Raw genomic sequence first — 19,092 nt, 5'->3', positions numbered from 1 at the left:
CCTCTTTTATTATAATAATTACTCGGTAAGTTTGATATCAACCCAAACTAATCGATGATCAGATCCTGCTAGTGGTTTTTCTCGCCCTTTATCATCAAGCATTAATTGTCGTAATGGGTGAGCTTTTTCAGGCCAAAATACGCCACTCTTTACAACATTTAAATTAGCCGATGGCAACACATAATCTAAACGCATTCCACCTAAATGAGTCCATTCATTATTACACCCTTTACGTCGTTGCCACGGACGATATTCACTCCCCCCTATACTTTTAGGCGTTAATGCCCCATGACTTACCTGTTGGTGAACCCGAGGGTGATTAAGTAAATCTTTAATCGGAGTTTTTAAGCCATCACCATCGGTAACATCAGCATTAAGATCGCCCAGCACAACAAAAGATTGATCGAGAGCTAGCCCACCAGCAATACCCGCATCGTCCTCTAAATACGCAGCATTATCGAGAATATCGCAAATAAGTTGAATTTCATCATGATTACGTTTTGCATTGCGACGTTCAGGACCATCAAATACAGGTGGTGTTGGATGGCAACACACGAGGTTTATCACTTTAAAACCACACTGGATAGGTATAATAAGATGATTTTTAGACGATAATCGTAATATATTTACCGCTTCAGGACTGTAAAAATCACGAGGGATCAATGTATTTGGCATCGTGTTCCACAGCAGATGTTGCCATGAACGGACATTATTATCTTGAATAGGGTATTTAGATAATAAAACAAAACCAAAATTACCGTGAAAATGACCAAATCCCATTCCATCAGCTGGCAATGAAATCATGCCATCCTGATTGAGATCAACCCCTGTCAATAAACCCGTATTAGTGGCTGGGCACAAACGGTATGGATACTCGATAGGATCTTGTCCATATTGAGAAATCGCTAAATAATTATCACAGAAAGAGGCTAACGCACCATCATCACCCCCATCCCCGAGATGATCGAACTCACACAGCAATATCACATCAGCTGCGGCATGTTGAATAATGGCTGCGAGACGTTTTAAACGCGTAATATTAGGATTTGTTGTTAATGCTAATATTTTGTCTGGTTCACTGTCTGACATCGAAATATTAAACATCGCCACACGCAGTGATTGATTACGACTAGACGTAGATTTCACTTAAATTCTCATATACATATGCTTTTATACCAAACATTGTAATCGTCATTAACTATACCGCCAATAATAAACATCAGATTTATAAATAGATAATATTACTGATTATTCATTAATGTATTCAGTGCTAGCCGAATTTGTTTGGCATCATAACTCGCACGATGTTTAACGGGTCCTTGCCGTTCAAGGGCTAATTGAAAATATTCACGATCAAGACCATTATGTTGTTTGAGCCAACAACAGATCTCCGTTAGCATAAATGAAGGTCGCATATGAGCCGCATGATATAACCGACCTAACCAAAACAAATCCCATTCACTATCACAAAACACCCGTTCATATTGCCCTAAAACTGCATTAAGATGCTGGCAAACATCGACAACTTGCTTACCATCTTGCTTTAATTCATCCCGTGTAATGCCATGAATATGTGATTCAGAAAAAGTGTCCCAATACAGCCACTCATCACTGGCTGATAACGGATTAATGAGTAAGCTATGATCCACACCACTTGGTAGTGAGTAACCTACTTCTATTGGATAAGAAAATTCTGAGAGTCCTGATGCTTCAAAATCTAACGTCGCCCACATTACACACTCCCTGTTAGGAAATATTATATTAATTGTTATATTTATGACTGTCATAGACTTATTAATAATAATAAACTCAATATAGATTAAATGTAGACTGTCACATTATTATTACCAAAAAACATGATTACTGTTTTTTATTCAACAACTCAAAATTAAGTTTATTTAAATAAATCCCTTATATATCAATAAATATACACGGTAGATAGGTGTTCACTTTTGTTAGGTATATAATAGCAAAAGAATCAATATCAACGGGTCTCATAATGATTACATCGCCTACACCCATACTCGGTTTCGCGGGTTTTAGTGGTTCAGGAAAGACAACACTTCTTGAGCAACTTATTCCCCTACTCAAACAACACAATTTACGAATCGGACTTCTAAAGCACAGTCATCATGATATTGATCCTGATACTCCAGGAAAAGATAGCTATCGCTTACGTCATGCGGGTTGTAGCCAAACCTTATTAGCCACTAAATCTCGGCATATGTTGTTCTTTGAGTATCCACAACAAGAACGCCAAGATCCTGAATTAAATCATTGTCTAAGTCAGCTTAATCATGAACTACTCGACTTAGTCTTAATTGAAGGGTTTCGTGACCAACCATTTCCAAAAATAGAAATTCACCGTCCAAGCTACGGCAAACCATTGCTTTATCCAACCGACAATACAATTATGGCATTTGCTAGTGATCAGCCAGCACCTGAAAACTGTTCATTACCACAGCTAGATTTAAATAACCCTCAAGATATTTGTCAATTTATTATTAAATGGTTAGCATAATTACGCATATTTGATGCCATATAAATACCGCTGTTTAGTGTTCTCTAAACGGCGGTACTTTAAATAACCTTATTATTCATAAGACACCATAATTTAATTTTTTCAATCATTCCAATAACTGATTTTTTATAATTTATTGGAATCCAATTGTATTACATTTTGAAAACGTTAAAATGCACACTTGTTTTTAACTATCACTGAGGTGATTTGATTTAATTATGCTCATTAAAACAACAGCTATGGTTGTGCTATTATTGACATCTGGTTCTCTATTTGCCGCACCCTCTATATCGCCAACCACAGCAACATTTGAGCAATTAGCTCAACAGCAAGCACACAACACACCACTACAAATTATTGATTGCCGTAATAGTAATCTTTATAACGGTTGGCCTGAGCCTCAACAGCAGTATGGCGGCCATATTGCTGGTGCAGTTAACATTGATGCTAGTTGGTTAAAAACGTTAGATACTTCAGGTTTTCAAACGCTATTACGCGATAAACATCTTAAACCTACCCTACCTACTTATTTATATTGCTCGGCAGATAAAGCTCAGCAATTAACGTCGGCATTACAAGCTCAAGGTTATCAGTCGCTAACAACGATTAATCAATCCCTTAGTCATTACCATGGTCAACTTAGCGCTTTACCCAATTTTCAACAATTAGTGCCCGCATCATGGCTACATGATCTTATTGACGGCAAGCACCCTCGCTACGCACCAAAGCATGGTTATAAACTGGTTGAAGTTGAATGGGGTCCACCGACAAAATATTTACTTGATCATATTCCTGGTTCTTTATACGTTAATACCAATACCATCGAATCAAAACCATGGTGGAACAAAGTCAGTAATACAGCATTAACGAAAGTAATTGCAGATCTTGGTATTCGTTATGACACCACAGTTATACTTTATGCTCGTAACAATATGTCAGCAGCGCGTTTTGCTAACTTCTTAATGTATGCTGGCGTTAAAGACGTACGTTTATTAAATGGTGGCTGGACAGCATGGATTAATGCTGGTTACCCCACAGAAAACTTACCTAATTACAATAAAAAACCGGTCGCGTTTGGAAAGACCATCCCAGTAAACCCTCAATATATAATCGATACCACACAAGTAAAATCATTATTGAAAAAACCGGCGAGTCAACAATCTGTCGTGAGTATTCGTACTTGGCCTGAATATATCGGTAAAACTAGCGGCTATGATTACATTAAGCCAAAAGGACGCATTGAAGGTGCTAAGTGGGGTCACGCAGGCTCAGATTCTTACCACATGCAAGATTTTCTTAACCCAGATCAAACCATGAAAAGTGGTAATGAAATTGCAGCACAATGGGCAAAATGGAATATTAAACCGCGTCAAGATGTGACATTTTTCTGTGGTACAGGTTGGCGAGCATCAGAAGCATTCTTCTTCGCACATGTTCTCGGCTGGAAAAATATCAGTGTTTACGATGGTGGTTGGTACCAATGGAGTGCCAATAAAAACAATCCTACGGCTGATGGAACAATAATCCCAGCCAACGTACACTAACAACACCAATGGCAGCAAGCTATCACGATGGTCATTCACGATAGCAGCTGCCATTTTTAGATTCTGTTATGGCACACCATGACCTTTTGCGGCTACCCATACTCGATAAAACTGCTCACGTGATAATGAAAACCCAAGGGCTTCAACAGCCGATCTTACCCGTTCAATATTCCCCGAACCTATAATAGCTAACGGTTTTGATGGTAGACACCTAATCCACGCATAAATCACTTGATCAATGCTATCTGCACCAATTTCAGCTGCGATCTCAATTAAGGTTTCACGCACGCGAATATGTTGCTCAGAGCTGCCAGTGAAAATCTCGCCCCCTGCCAAACATGACCACGCCATTGGATGAATGCGCTTCATTTGTAATTGATCAAGCGTACCGTCGTGTGCCACTTCAAAATTAAGCGGATTAATTTCAACTTGATTAGTAACCAGAGGCTGATCAAGACGAGATTGCAATAAATCAAATTGCGCTGGTGCAAAATTCGACACACCAAAATGATTAACCTTTCCTTGTTGTTTTAACTCAGCAAAGGCAGAAGCAACCTCATCAGCATCCATCAATATATCTGGGCGATGAATCAATAACAGATCAATATTATCAACATGTAAGTTTGCCAATGAATTATTTACTGAATCAACAATATGCTGCTTACTGGTATCGTAATGATTAATGCGACGTTGAGGGTATTTAGCATTGCACAGATTAATATCACACTTCGTCACTACCTGTAGCTGTTGACGTAAACTTGGTTTTAACGCTAATGCTTCACCAAATAACGCCTCACATTGATAGCCACCATAAATATCAGCGTGATCAACCGTGGTGATCCCTAATTCAAGATGCTGCTCTATAAACGTTAATCGTTGTTGCGCAGTCATGCCCCATTCAGCTAAACGCCAATAGCCTTGCACTAATTCTGAAAAGTGTAATTGTTGTGCAACCATTGTGACTTGACTAACCATTGAACCATCCTTTGTCGAATAATACTAATAGCACCATCCTAAGATCCTCAAATCATTGCCGCAAACGAATTAATTAAAAACAAAGTATGCAGACTAAAAACTATGACTTAGATAGCAACTTATCAATAAACTTCTTGCCAACTAACGCTTTACACAAATAGCCGAGCGTACAGGTTGAAGCTTAATCGCATCCATTACCCGTTGAGGATTAGCACTATAAGCTGTATGCAATGACTTAACGGATAACTGATGCTTTAGGTATTCTGCGTAATCATTAAATTTATACTGCTTATATGCTGTTGGGTACATCTTGCTACAACTGTCATACCACGCGACATAACGCTGAAAAAATAATGTTGCTTGTGCTGGCGTCATTTTACTCATGGTTAACGCCATATCTTTGGTCAATTGAAAATGCTGATAATCAATCGGAGAATTCCAAAAACCACCCCAATATTGAAAACCATTACGAGCAAATATATCTATAACGGCTTCAGCCATGCCTCGACTATTTGGTTTACCAAACCGATATTGAGCACGATTGGCATAATGAGTACCTTGAGCAGGGCTAAATTTAACATTACCATTACCACTAAACGTTACAAATGGATTTTGAAGTGGATTAAGGTCTATCGCGGCCCCATAAGCATGTAATGATAAGCTACCCGTTCCAGCAACCGGACGATAATTAAAGGCTGACGTATTATTTGCAGTCATCGAACGGGTATCATCACCACCATACACTTCTATAGGGACGGCGTTATGAATAGGAAAACCTTGCTTAAATAAAGCATCAAAAATATTCCCCACATACGGTGCGACAGCATCCATCACCACCACTTGACCATTGGAATGTGCTTTACCTGCAAAATCACGATAATGAAACGTAACTTTTTTCAAGCGTTGACATGGCACAGGGGCTGTCGCAGACACAACCCCCGCCTTAGTCATTACTTGGCACTCGTGAGTAGATAGCACACTAATTTGAGCAGCATTAGCAGCCACAGCCATCGTGCATGCAGAAAGTAAAAATAACGAAACATACATATTACGAGAAGTAGTTATCATCCTAATACGACCGATCTCAAAAAATAGTGATAAAAAAGACGTGCAATAGCACGCCTCAATAATTTAGCTCATCAATCAAAAGCTGATTGGTTTACGTCCTGTTGCTGTATCTGCTTTCTTCTCTGTTTTTTCTGCTTCTTTTTTAGTTACAGAACGATTTTTACTGGTTGCTGGTGCGGCTTTATTTTTCTTTGCCTTTACTGGTGGTGCTTTTTTATCTTTTTTTGGCGCTTTAACTACAGGCGCCACTTTGATTGGTTGTTGATCTCGTGGTATGACTTCTTGTACGGGTTGATCACAAATAACTACAAAATATTCACCATTAAACTCAATTACATCACCATCATAGATTTTACAACGCTTACGTAATTCAACTTCACCATTTACAGCAACATAACCATCAGAAATGGCATATTTAGCTTCGCCGCCACCACTGACTAAATTAGCAATTTTAAGCACTTTATACAGTTCAATCGGCTGGACAGAAACTTCAACTTCCAGTGCTTCTACTTCTATTTCTTCTGACATTTTGTACACTCAAATAACAAAACAGGACTTACTTGAATTCTACCTCACTAATAAACAGAAAGTGAAACAAATGACACATTCCAGCTGACTTACTATTTTTTAAGCACAAACAAACTAAAAAATCGTTTTTTGTCTATTATTATAGGCCATTCATATCAAGACTAATTCATCATTTGACTCTCAAAAAATCACTAAAATATCCTTAAATCAGCTTACAATAATAATCAACCTCGACTAGTCTTGGTTTTTATCACTGTTATTTGCTCAGATCTTCGTCAACAGTTAGAACTCCAAGAGCAAAAAGCAAGTTAATACCTATTTTTATTACATATGGCTATGTTCTGATTAGCACAACTAGTGCTATAATCCGCGACCTCACATGTGACAGTAATTGTTGATAGAGAAAAACAATGACAGATTTATCTAAATACAGAAACATTGGTATTTTCGCGCACGTTGATGCGGGTAAAACCACTACTACAGAGCGTATCCTTAAGCTAACTGGCCAAATCCACAAGATTGGTGAAGTTCATGATGGCGAGTCAACAACTGACTTCATGGAACAAGAAGCTGAGCGCGGAATAACTATCCAGTCAGCAGCAGTAAGCTGTTTCTGGAAAGATCACCGTTTTAACGTTATCGATACTCCTGGACACGTTGACTTCACAGTTGAAGTTTACCGTTCTCTTAAAGTACTTGATGGCGGCATCGGTGTATTCTGTGGTTCTGGTGGTGTTGAACCACAATCAGAAACTAACTGGCGTTATGCGAACGAATCAGAAGTTGCTCGTATTATCTTCGTTAACAAACTAGACCGTATGGGCGCAGATTTCTTCCGCGTTACAGATCAAGTTAAGAAGGTACTAGGCGCGACTCCACTAATCATGACACTTCCAATCGGTCGTGAAGATGATTTCGTTGGTGTTGTTGACGTTCTATCTCGTCAAGCATTCGTATGGGATGACACTGGTCTTCCAGAAAACTTCGAAATTCTACCTGTTCCTGAAGATATGGTTGATGACGTTGAAGCTTACCGTGAAGAAATGATCGAAACTGCTCTTGAGCAAGACGACGATCTTCTAGAAGCTTACATGGATGGTGTTGAACCTTCTATTGAAGAAATCAAGCGTTGTATCCGTGCTGGTACACGTACTTGTACTTTCTTCCCAACGTACTGTGGTTCAGCATTCAAAAACAAGGGTATGCAACTTATTCTTGATGCTGTTGTTGACTACCTACCTTGTCCAACAGAAGTAGATCCACAGCCGTTAACTGACCCAGAAACTGGCGAAGCAAATGGCGAATTTGCTATTGTATCTGTTGACGAGCCACTAAAAGCACTTGCATTCAAAATCATGGATGACCGCTTTGGCGCACTAACATTCGTTCGTATTTACTCAGGTAAGCTAAACAAGGGTGACACCATCCTTAACTCAGCTACAGGTAAAACTGAGCGTGTTGGCCGTATGGTTGAAATGCAAGCAAATGATCGTAACGAACTTACTTCAGCTCACGCTGGCGATATCATCGCTATCGTTGGTATGAAAAACGTTCAAACAGGTCACACTCTTTGTGATGTTAAGCACGAGTGTACACTTGAGCCAATGATCTTCCCAACTCCAGTAATCTCTATTGCTGTAACGCCTAAAGATAAAGGCGGTTCTGAGAAAATGGGTCTTGCAATCGGTAAAATGGTTGCAGAAGATCCATCTTTCCAAGTTGAAACTGACGAAGAAACTGGCGAAACAATCCTTAAAGGTATGGGTGAACTTCACCTAGACATTAAGGTTGATATCCTTAAGCGTACATACGGCGTAGACCTAATTGTTGGTCAACCTCAAGTTGCTTACCGTGAAACAATCACGAAAGCAGTTGAAGATAGCTACACGCATAAGAAACAATCTGGTGGTTCTGGTCAGTTCGGTAAGATCGACTACATCATGAAACCAGGTGAAGTAGGTTCAGGCTTTACGTTCAAATCATCAGTAATTGGTGGTAACGTTCCTAAAGAATTCTGGCCTGCAATCGAGAAAGGCTTCAAGGGCATGATGAACACTGGTGTTCTAGCTGGTTTCCCTGTTCTTGACGTTGAAATCGAGCTTCTTGATGGTGGCTTCCACGCAGTCGATTCATCTGCAGTAGCATTTGAAATCGCAGCGAAAGGCGCATTCCGTCAATCTATGCCTAAAGCTGGTGCGCAACTTCTTGAGCCAATCATGAACGTTGACGTATTTACTCCAGAAGATCACGTTGGTGATGTTATCGGTGACCTTAACCGTCGTCGTGGCATGATCAAAGACCAAATCGCTGGTATCACTGGTTCTCGTATTAAAGCTGACGTACCACTTTCAGAAATGTTTGGTTACATCGGTACTCTACGTACTATGACATCAGGCCGTGGTCAGTTCTCTATGGAGTTCTCACACTACGCACCTTGTCCTGCTAGCGTTTCTGAAAAAGTTATCGCTGAGCAGAAAGAACGTAACGCTAAGAAGTAATTTTTAAATTACCCTAAGTGATACATTAACCCCGAGGACTTTGTTCTCGGGGTTATTTTTTATCCAGACTTTTCATCTCTTATTCTCGTATCACTCATAAAACAACAGCCTTACCGCCATATGACATCATCGTAAATCCTCTTTTTTCCTCTCTAATCACGCCCCTTCTTCATTATGGCCATATCATTCATCGTTAAAACGCTTAGGTAAAATTACGACTCAAACGTAAACTAATGCTTTATCAATGGCTTTGTTTATCACTTCTCGGGCGCTATATATTAAACATAGGATTATCGAATGTCCGCCTTTACTGATTATCTACTCGATCCTCATTGTCTATTTATGACGCTCGATCTACACCCATAAAAAAAGAACGCCGAAGCGTTCTTTTTTGTTAATGCTGTTATTAACAACATTAATCATCAAGGAAAATCGTTGCTAAAGCCGTCACTGACGCATCAAACACTTGCTGTAATGGTGCAACAGATAATCCCTCAATAGAGCCCTCTTGAGCTGATTTTTCAAAGGTTAAACATAACTGATGTAATTGCATTAATCCCATCGTTCCAGCCGCACCTTTAAGGGTATGGGCTTGTTTAGCGACTTCTTTTAAATCATTATCGGTAATTGCCTGATGTAATATCACTAATGTCTTACTTGCAGAGTCACCAAATAAACCAATTAATTGTTTCACTTGTGCTGCACCCAATACTTGCAAATCACTGCCTAAAACAGATTCTTTCACTAATGGAAATAGCTCATCAGTCTCAACAAGTTGCGGTTTATCTTCACCCGCACCTTTTTCAATAACCACTCGCTTATCTCCTTTTAGAATACTGTTCATCGTATCAATTAATTGTTGCTCAACCAAAGGCTTAGGTAAGAAGCCCGCAAAACCTGCATTTAAATAGATTTCAACTTCTTCTCTAAATACATGAGCAGAAAAAGCGACCATCGGTGTCGGTTCTTGCCATGCTTGCTTCTTGGTTTTATCAATGCGGCGTAACTGATGCAATAAGGTAATACCATCAGTATCAGGTAAATTGATATCAAGTAATGCTAAATCAAACTGTTCTTTACGATAAAACGCTTCTGCTTGTGCGCCATCTTCAGCAATAACTACACTGTGACCTAGTCGTTTAAGAAACCCTTCTGCAACCATACTATTTACGGGGTTATCTTCAACCAATAGAATATGTGCTGCAGGAACAAGCACTTGATTAACATCGGTATTCAAGATTACTTGGCCACGCTCTAATGGTAATGAATACCAGAAACAACTACCTGTACCAACAATCGAATCAACTCCGATTTCACCATCCATCGCCGCTACGATATGTTTACTAATGGCTAAACCAAGCCCTGTCCCTTCAATCGCTTTACGACCCGCCTCTGCTTGTTGAAAGGCATTAAATAATAGCCCTTGTTCATGACTATCAAGACCAATGCCAGTATCTTGAACTGAAAATAATATTTCATCCGGCATATCAGGATGCAATTGGACATTGATTGTCACTTTACCTTTATCGGTAAATTTAATCGCATTACCCACTAAATTGACTAACACTTGTCGAATACGACTTTCGTCACCAAACCAAATTGCATCAACATCAGGTTCAACAACATACTCAAAGCCAATTCGTTTTGCCATTGCTCGACCTTGAAGCATATTAAACACATCGACAACCATACGTTTTAACGCAAAATCACTCGGTCTTATATCAAGATGTCCTGCTTCAATTTTAGAATAATCCAGAATATCATTGAGAATATCTAATAATGTTTCACCACTACGATTAATAACATCTAAATAGCGCTTTTGCTGGATGCTTAACACTGTATCAGCGAGTAATGATGCGGTGCCTAATACACCATTCATCGGTGTTCTAATTTCATGACTCATGGTCGCTAAGAATGCTGATTTAGCACGGTTCGCCTTTTCAGCTTCATCACGTGCTTTATAATGGTTGTACACTTCTTCATTTAAGCGACTATTGATACGCTCTAACTCACCGGTTCGTTTAGCAACCAACCGCTCTAAACTTGCTTTGTGTTGCTGTAATTCTTGACGAATTTTAGCTTCAGCTTGGGCTAACCGATAACGTTCATTGGCAGTATCACGCGCAACTAAAATAGCCCGCCCCATTAGTGCTAATTCATCATCACCATCAACATCTAATTGAATACATAAATCACCACGAGCTAGTGATAACAAAGCACGACTGTAGCGGTTAATACGGCAAATAACGCGAATATATACAATACGCCACATGATTAGAACTAAGGCCAACAAACCAATGCCTGAAATTACAATTAGTGTATTACGTGCAACGGTCAACGTCTGATCAACTTGTTTAACTGCTTGTTGTGTATTAGTATTTGCCGCTGCAATAATATTATCAACCGTACTATTTAATTCCTGAAATAATACTAAATTTTGTTGATCTAATCGTTGCACATCCTGCTTGGCATAAATCAATTGCTCACTAACACTAAATAATAAATTACCGCGTTCAAGTTTAGCGGTTTGTTTCATCAATTGTTCTGAACGACTAGGATCTTCAACAGATTTAACCCGATGACTGATAATATTAACGGCATTATTGAACCGTATTTTTAGTGCCACCAGCGATTTAATGTCTATTATACGTTCAGAATCATCCAACATATTAATCACTTGTAATGATAAAAAACGCAATTCAAATAACCGTTCAGATAAATCCATGTCTACTTCGACCAGGCTATCAAGCGCGTTATAGACTGCAGGTTTATTATTTGCCGCCACTAAATCATAAATACGCGACACATTAGCAACGGCGATCGTATTAGCATTCGCCACTTGAGATTGTGACAAACTGTCAATTTGATGAGTCGCTTTGGTCATTACCGCTGTTAATTCATCTAATTGACTTTGTAAGTCTATTTGTCGACCAACAAGTAGCCCAAGCAAGGCTAAATTATCAACAATACGTTTTACATCATCTTCTAATTTCAACATTAACGGTTGATCAAACGAATATTTCTCAAGCGCATGTAAACTACGTGTTAATGCTTCAATATGAATAGTTAATGCTCGTCCTTGTTGCATCCGTTCTGATTCAAGTTTCGATTTAGCTAAGACTTGTGCATTAAATATAATGCGTGAACTTAAATCTGATAATTTTCGCGCTTCAGCTAATGAAGGTACCGCTGAATTAATAACAGTACGCTCAGTTTTAGCGACTAAGGAAAAGCCAGCCACACCAATCATAACTGCAATAATCATTAAGCCAGCCATGGCAGAAAAGGCTAATAACAGTTTGGCTCCGATACCTTTTCGAGTAAACGTCATAAATAGTCTCTATATCAAAAATCTTGTTTAGAACAGGTAATAATCAGCATTAATATAACTTGTTCAATACTGGCTATTTAACCAAAGGCAATAAAACGGTACTATTTTGCCAGCGATATGGCTTTAGACCTAAATAATGTTGGTAATAATGCGCATTTTATTTTTTATTTTAATGATTTTCTCTGCTCAATCCGCGTTTGCGCTTGAGGTGATCTCATATCAACCCCCTTTTCAAACGGATAAAAAACCGACAAAAATTCAATATTCTTTTTTAACCTCAGTTTCTAAACCGTGGAAAGTATGTGCAGTGTACCCACATTTAAAAGATTCTTATTGGTTATCGATCAATTATGGAATGGTTGAGCAAGCAAAAAAGCTAGGTATTACATTAAAAGTGTTTGAAGCTGGCGGCTATAGCAACCTTTATAAACAACAAAGTCAACTTGCTGCTTGTCGTCATTGGGGCGCAGATGCCATCATTCTAGGCACCGTCGATGCGCATGCTTATAACGGTAAATTATCCACATTAATTGGTAATATTCCTGTATTTTTAATGACCAATGATATCGACTTTACTGATCCTGACATTCGTCAACATGTAAAAGCAAAAGTTGGCGTCGATTGGTATGAAATGGGTAAAGCTGCAGGTACTTACCTTGCAAAACGCCACCCAAAAGGCTCAGGAAAAGTCCGTATTGCATGGCTACCTGGTCCGCAATTACGTGGTGGAACTAAACCGGTAACCAAAGGTTTTAAAGCTGCTATTGCCAATAGTGATGTCGAAATTATAACGACGCTATGGGGTGACAACAGTAAAGAGCTCCAACGTAACCTATTGCAGCAATTATTTACTGATTATAAAGACATTGATTATATCGTTGGCGGAGCAGTAGCCGCTGAAGTCGCCATCAGTGAATTACGTACCAACCACATTACCAATATCAAAATAGTATCAACCTATTTAAGTCATGGGGTTTACCGAGGCTTACGTCGTCATAAAATATTATTTGCTCCAACTGATAAAATGGCAGAGCAAGCTCGACTTTCAGTAGATCAAACAGTTCGTTATCTTGAGAAAAAAACAGTGGCGCTTGATATTTCACCATTAATTGTTGACTTAACACCGCAATATTTACCTGCGGCAGTTATTCGTGATTCATTATCACCCGCAGAATTTAGGCCATCATTCTACGTTAATAATCATCACATCAGTCGATAGCCTTAAGATGAGGTAACCTTATAAATATGAATATCAATAATTTATGGGCTATCACAAAATTTTAGCCTAATATGGAATACACTACTGACTAGTAATAATTACTATAGACATTATCACCTAGCTTCATCAAGATTAACTTGATATCAAAAGGAATATCATGATTACCACAACACGTAAAATGGCCGCTAAAAAACACATCGCTTTAGTTGCTCATGATAATTGCAAAACGTCTTTACTTCGCTGGGTGAAAGAGCACCAAGATAAATTAGCTAATCACGAACTTTATGCAACAGGGACAACTGGACATTTACTTACAAAAAAAACAGGTTTACCTATTACTTGTTTAATCAGTGGCCCTATGGGTGGTGATCAACAATTAGGCGCATTAATTTCAGAAAGCAAAATTGACATGATGATTTTCTTTTGGGATCCGCTCAATGCTGTACCGCATGATCCTGATGTAAAGGCATTATTACGTATATCCGCAGTATGGAATATTCCGGTAGCCACTAACCGTGCTAGTGCTAACTTTATTATTACATCACCATTACTTGATAAAGAAATTGATATTGAAATTCCAGACTATGATGCTTATCTCAAACAGCGTCTAGATTAAGTTTTCATCTACTTTCATCTTTCTATAAAAAGCCTTCGTTAATAGCGAAGGCTTTTTATTATCATTATTTAAACAATAAAAAACCCTGTATTAATTATTGCAAGAACAGCAAGCAATCATAATAACAGGGCTTCAATAGACCAATAATACTTATTTAGTCCGTTTAATTTTATTATTAACTGGGTATTTATCTTCAATTAATTCATTAATAAACGGTGATGTTTTATCTGGATCTGCACAGACCCACACATGTTTTTTAGCACGTGTTAACGCAACATAAAACAAACGGCGCTCTTCCGCGTCATTATAGGTTTCAGTACGCAACTGCATAATAGCGGCTAAACCCGTTTCACGATCCGGTGATGGGAAAAGACCTTTATTTACATCAACAATAAATACATAGTCAGCCTCACGCCCTTTACTTGAATGACACGTCATGTATTCCAAGTTAAGTTGCGGCCACTGATTCTTCCATGTTTCAAATCTATCAGGTTTTTGCTTATTATTACGTCCAAGAATAAGTACTTTTGTGGCCTTATTCTCGTAATGCTTACTCAATCGAATTAACTCTTGCGGTAATAAATCTGTCGCCAATAAAGTAACCGCCTTTTTACTCTGCTTTGTAAAACTGGTGAGTTGCTTCTTAATCTGACACGGATTTTGTTGAATAAAGACATTCGCCACTTCACCAATCATACTATTAAAACGATATGTAGTTGAAAGTTGAGTAATACATGAATGACTAAAACGATTTTCGAAATCAGTAGTTAAGTTAACATCTGCACCTGCAAAGTGATAAATAGCCTGCCAATCATCGCCAACAGCAAATAACGTTGGTATTGAATGTCCTACCACTTCTTGATGACATAATGCTTCAATTAATGCTAAGCGTTGCGGTGAAATATCTTGATATTCGTCCACCATAATATAACGCCACGGCGAAATAAATTTGTTCGTTTTAACATATTCAGTAGCCACTTCAATCATACTATTGAAGTCAATCTGCTTTTTCACTTTTAGATGCTGTAAATAAGCCTGATAACATGGCCACAACAACGCTAATTCACTTTTCATCCTTGGGCGCATTGCTGGATTATCATTATTTATAATGGCGTCAGTTAGCGTTTCTTTATTCATCCCTGATTGGCCTAATAATTGAATATTACGCCACACCCAAGTTTGTAACTGTTCATTTTCCGCTTGTTGTTCTATTGAATTTTCTTTGCTAAAGCCAGGTACTCGCCACTGTGTAAGGTGACGCTGCCACTTAGTTGCTGAGGTTGAGTTATTCCATTGTTCAATCAGCATTCGCGCTAGCCACGCACTACGGGCGCGTGGATCTAAGGTAATAGAAGCAACATTGGGTTTATCAAGTTCAACATCACGAATAATTTGCGATCCCAAACTGTGGAACGTCGCTACTTTAACGCGATCACTGACTTTTTCTTTCAGTCTATCCGCCATCTCATCCGCAGCTTTACGCCCAAACGATAACATTAGAATATCTTCAGGCACCGCCGCTTGGCTCGCAATTAAGTAACCTGCACGTGCGATTAATACACTGGTTTTTCCCGTACCCGCCCCTGCAAGAACTAAATTATAATCTTGATTAATTAAGGTCGCTAAGCGCTGTGATTCATTTAACGGTGATTTCTCAAAGCTATCAAACCATGAACCCCATTTTTGGGTTTGTTGTGTTAACCATTGTTGGTTATGTTCTTCAACCCACGCTTTATGCTCACCAAGCCAAGGTGATATTTTTTCAAAACTACGTGGTCTAAATGTTGCGGCAAGCTCTGGGGTTAAATCTGAATTAGTTAAACCATCATTAAGAAACTGATGTAATTCATAATGTTCAGAAGAACGTAAATAACCCGATTTATTAGAAAAAAGTTCGATACGTTGCAACATTTCTGGCAACATTGCATCTAATTTGTCAACGCGGCTTTGTGCCCAATCTTGATAACTACGAATTAAAAATGCCGCGAATGATTTACATTCGTGCCACGGTAAACCATGAACTGTCCAACAGTATTGTTGGTTTGAAGACGTCAGTTCAAGCGCACCCCATAATACACCGCGATGGATTTCAATCGAACCATCCCAGTCATCAAAAGAGATAACGTCAGAAGAAGTCTGACTATCTAATACCAAGCTATTACCGTCTAAAGCGATACTATAATAATCACCTTGAACGAGCCATTGTGCTAGTCGACTGGCACTTAATTGCATTGTGATTCCACCAATTGTTCCATGCTTTAATTAGGCTGTAACACTCATTACTGGCTGATAATTTTACATCAACCTCAATTGAATCATTACTTGTCACCCGTCTATCGGGATAATGTTACTTAGAGTATCAATAACTATCGTGTAGCCATAGTATTGAAGTGTCTATTTGACTAAATATTATTCTAGGTACTAAAAATTTATTTTTTTACTCGCAATAACAATATTTCTGTTATCTTTAGTTGCGATTTTATAGCGTAGATAATTCTACCGTTTTCTCCCGTCCTTATTATCAGAAGATTGTTAATATCTATGCAAACTAAAGAGTTACATATAAAACTCCGCCAATATTGGGTCAATGACCGAATTAACTATTCTATTCGAGTATTGATAGCTTTAGTCGGTGTAGTATTACCCTGTTGGTATCTCGGTGCCAACCATGCAGTAACACCATTAGTACTTGGAATTATTGCAGCAGCACTGGCTGAATCTGATGATAATTTAACTGGTCGCATTAAAGGCCTGACGATTACCCTTGTTTGTTTTTTGATTGCCTCTCTTTCTATTGAAGTCTTATTTGACTATCCCCTTTTGTTTGCAATCGGATTATTTTGTTCGACCTTCGGTTTTATTATGCTTGGTGCGATGGGTCCTCGTTATGCCAACATTGCTTTTGCCTCATTATTACTCGCGGTTTACACCATGTTGGGCGCAAATAGTAGTACTGAACTTTGGTATCAGCCAATGTTACTTTTAGCTGGTGCCTGTTGGTATGGGATCTTATCACTGCTATGGCATATTTTATGGCCAAATCAACCAGTACAACAAGGACTGGCTAATGTATTCACTGAATTTGGTTATTATCTCGATAATAAGAGCAAATTATTTGAACCGATTGTTGATCTCACGTCACACCCATTACGGATTCAAGCTGCTAAACAAAATGCTAAAGTGGTTAATGCCCTAAATGCTGTAAAAATGACCTTGCTGCACCGTGCCGGTCGCGGTCAAAGTGATAAGTTTCTTAAGATTTATTTTATGGCACAAGATATTCATGAGCGTGCAAGTTCATCCCATTACCGTTACCGTGAACTAGCCGCTGCTTTTCAACGTAGTGATGTATTATTTCGCTTTCAACGTTTGTTGCATGTACAAGCAATAGCCTGTCACGGTATCGCTGAAGCATTAAAACAAGGTAAGGCTTATCATCATGGCCATGATTCAATCAATGCCTTAGATGAATTGCAACAATCGCTAAATCACCTCAAACAGCAAAATAACTCACAATGGCGTTCGCTTCTCAATCAACTGGATTATTTATTCAATAATTTAGCAACAGTAGAACGTCAATTACAAAATATTAATAACCCTGATGCAGAGCATGTTACACAACAAACTGATATTGAATTAGTTGATACTGAAGCGCACAGCATAAAAGAAATGTGGAAGCGTATTAGCTGTCAACTTAATACTGATTCAATGTTATTTCGTCATGCGATTCGTTTAGGTATCGCATTAATTGTCGGTTATGGCTTTATTCAGGCGCTGGATCTGCAACGCGGGTATTGGATCTTATTAACTACCCTTTTTGTGTGCCAGCCGAACTATAGTGCAACCCGTCAAAAGTTAGTACAACGCGTTATTGGCACATTAGGTGGCTTACTTGCTGGCATACCATTACTGTATTTATTCCCTGGCCAAGAAGGCCAATTAGTACTGATGGTTATTATGGGTGTGCTGTTCTTTGCCTTTAGAGCCGTTAAATATGACTGGGCAACCGCTTTTATTACGTTATTAGTGCTGTTTTGTTTTAACCAATTAGGGGAAGGGTTTGCGGTTATTTTACCGCGTTTAGGTGATACATTACTTGGCTGCCTATTAGCCGTATTAGCCGTCAGTTTCATCTTACCTGATTGGGAATCTAAACGATTACATAAAGTGATGGCTGAAGCCACGTTGGCAAATAAAGATTACTTAGCGCAAATCATTGCTCAATATCGTATCGGTAAACGCGATAATATGAATTATCGTATTGCGCGTCGTGAAGCCCACAATAAAGACGCACAACTGAGTACGGCGATCAATAACATGTTGGAAGAACCGGATAAATATCAAATAGATACTGATCAAAGCTTCCGTTTTTTAACATTAAATCATGCCATGTTGAGCTATATCTCGGCACTCGGTGCGCATCGTACTCAACTGCAAGATAATCAAACCCATCAATTAGTATCAGAGGCTCATCGTATTATTCATAATCATTTAGAGTGTATCTCATCGCAACTAAATGGTTCTATTATTGAAACCTCACCCTCATTAAACCTCAATTTAGAACAGCGTTTAGGACAATGGCGAGATGAAGATTGCACCTCAACGCGAATGGTATTACAACAACTCCATTTGATTCATTGCATGTTACCTGAACTTCATGCGTTGGGTGATAACCTTTCACCTCAAACACATGCGATTGCTGTCGCTAAGTAAAAGCAAACTAAAAACCATCACGCACAAAAAAGCCTGCGCTAAACGCAGGCTTTTTTATTACTCAATAGTAGAGTTTATT

The 19,092-nt window shown here is 38.7% G+C and carries 13 protein-coding genes; 6 read left to right on the top strand and 7 right to left on the bottom strand.

The window, feature by feature from the left end; all coding sequences use genetic code 11:
• Positions 1-18 precede the first annotated feature (18 nt).
• Positions 19-1,146 (bottom strand): endonuclease/exonuclease/phosphatase family protein, encoded by a 1,128-nt coding sequence (locus CIK00_RS11845; protein ID WP_308455490.1) that lies wholly within the window; start codon positions 1,144-1,146, stop codon positions 19-21.
• Positions 1,147-1,241: 95 nt separating this feature from the next.
• A complete protein-coding gene (locus tag CIK00_RS11840; protein ID WP_045036648.1) occupies positions 1,242-1,733 on the bottom strand; it encodes a hypothetical protein in 492 nt (163 codons plus the stop codon).
• Between the two features lie 266 nt (positions 1,734-1,999).
• Between CIK00_RS11840 and mobB the strand changes: the two genes are divergently transcribed.
• A complete protein-coding gene (gene mobB / locus CIK00_RS11835) occupies positions 2,000-2,521 on the top strand; it encodes a molybdopterin-guanine dinucleotide biosynthesis protein B (protein ID WP_101769064.1) in 522 nt (173 codons plus the stop codon).
• Positions 2,522-2,739: 218 nt separating this feature from the next.
• Entirely contained in the window at positions 2,740-4,065 is a 1,326-nt protein-coding gene (locus CIK00_RS11830) for a rhodanese-like domain-containing protein (protein ID WP_101769063.1), read from the top strand.
• Positions 4,066-4,131: 66 nt separating this feature from the next.
• Here the strand turns inward: CIK00_RS11830 and CIK00_RS11825 are convergent, their stop codons facing one another.
• The 3 genes from CIK00_RS11825 to CIK00_RS11815 form a co-directional block, all read right to left on the bottom strand.
• A complete protein-coding gene (locus CIK00_RS11825; RefSeq protein WP_101769062.1) occupies positions 4,132-5,040 on the bottom strand; it encodes an aldo/keto reductase in 909 nt (302 codons plus the stop codon).
• A 141-nt stretch (positions 5,041-5,181) separates the two neighbouring features.
• Complete coding sequence (locus CIK00_RS11820) at positions 5,182-6,087, bottom strand: M15 family metallopeptidase (RefSeq protein WP_101769061.1); 906 nt, start codon at positions 6,085-6,087, stop codon at positions 5,182-5,184.
• Between the two features lie 96 nt (positions 6,088-6,183).
• Entirely contained in the window at positions 6,184-6,636 is a 453-nt protein-coding gene (locus CIK00_RS11815; RefSeq protein WP_101769060.1) for an RNA-binding S4 domain-containing protein, read from the bottom strand.
• A 410-nt stretch (positions 6,637-7,046) separates the two neighbouring features.
• Here CIK00_RS11815 and fusA point away from each other — a divergent pair, with 410 nt between their 5' ends.
• On the top strand, positions 7,047-9,134 hold the full coding sequence (gene fusA / locus CIK00_RS11810) for an elongation factor G (RefSeq protein WP_101769059.1): 2,088 nt from the start codon (positions 7,047-7,049) through the stop codon (positions 9,132-9,134).
• Between the two features lie 415 nt (positions 9,135-9,549).
• Here fusA and torS read toward each other — a convergent pair whose 3' ends face one another.
• Positions 9,550-12,465 carry a TMAO reductase system sensor histidine kinase/response regulator TorS gene (gene torS, locus CIK00_RS11805; RefSeq protein WP_101769058.1) on the bottom strand — a complete coding sequence of 972 codons (2,916 nt, stop codon included), beginning with the start codon at positions 12,463-12,465 and terminating at the stop codon, positions 9,550-9,552.
• Positions 12,466-12,613: 148 nt separating this feature from the next.
• Between torS and torT the strand changes: the two genes are divergently transcribed.
• Both torT and CIK00_RS11795 read left to right on the top strand, forming a co-directional pair.
• Positions 12,614-13,684: a TMAO reductase system periplasmic protein TorT gene (gene torT, locus CIK00_RS11800; RefSeq protein WP_101769057.1), complete on the top strand. Its 1,071-nt coding sequence runs from the start codon at positions 12,614-12,616 to the stop codon at positions 13,682-13,684.
• Positions 13,685-13,841: 157 nt separating this feature from the next.
• Positions 13,842-14,300 (top strand): methylglyoxal synthase, encoded by a 459-nt coding sequence (locus tag CIK00_RS11795; RefSeq protein ID WP_101769056.1) that lies wholly within the window; start codon positions 13,842-13,844, stop codon positions 14,298-14,300.
• 150 nt (positions 14,301-14,450) lie between these two features.
• Here CIK00_RS11795 and helD read toward each other — a convergent pair whose 3' ends face one another.
• Positions 14,451-16,532, bottom strand: coding sequence for a DNA helicase IV (gene helD / locus CIK00_RS11790; RefSeq protein ID WP_101769055.1), 2,082 nt, complete (start codon positions 16,530-16,532; stop codon positions 14,451-14,453).
• A 309-nt stretch (positions 16,533-16,841) separates the two neighbouring features.
• Here helD and yccS point away from each other — a divergent pair, with 309 nt between their 5' ends.
• Positions 16,842-19,013 carry a YccS family putative transporter gene (yccS, locus tag CIK00_RS11785; RefSeq protein WP_101769054.1) on the top strand — a complete coding sequence of 724 codons (2,172 nt, stop codon included), beginning with the start codon at positions 16,842-16,844 and terminating at the stop codon, positions 19,011-19,013.
• Positions 19,014-19,092: the final 79 nt, after the last annotated feature.

It is taken from the genome of Photobacterium carnosum, assembly GCF_002849605.1.
GTDB lineage: Bacteria > Pseudomonadota > Gammaproteobacteria > Enterobacterales > Vibrionaceae > Photobacterium > Photobacterium carnosum.
This window is presented reverse-complemented; position numbering and strand designations above follow the sequence as displayed.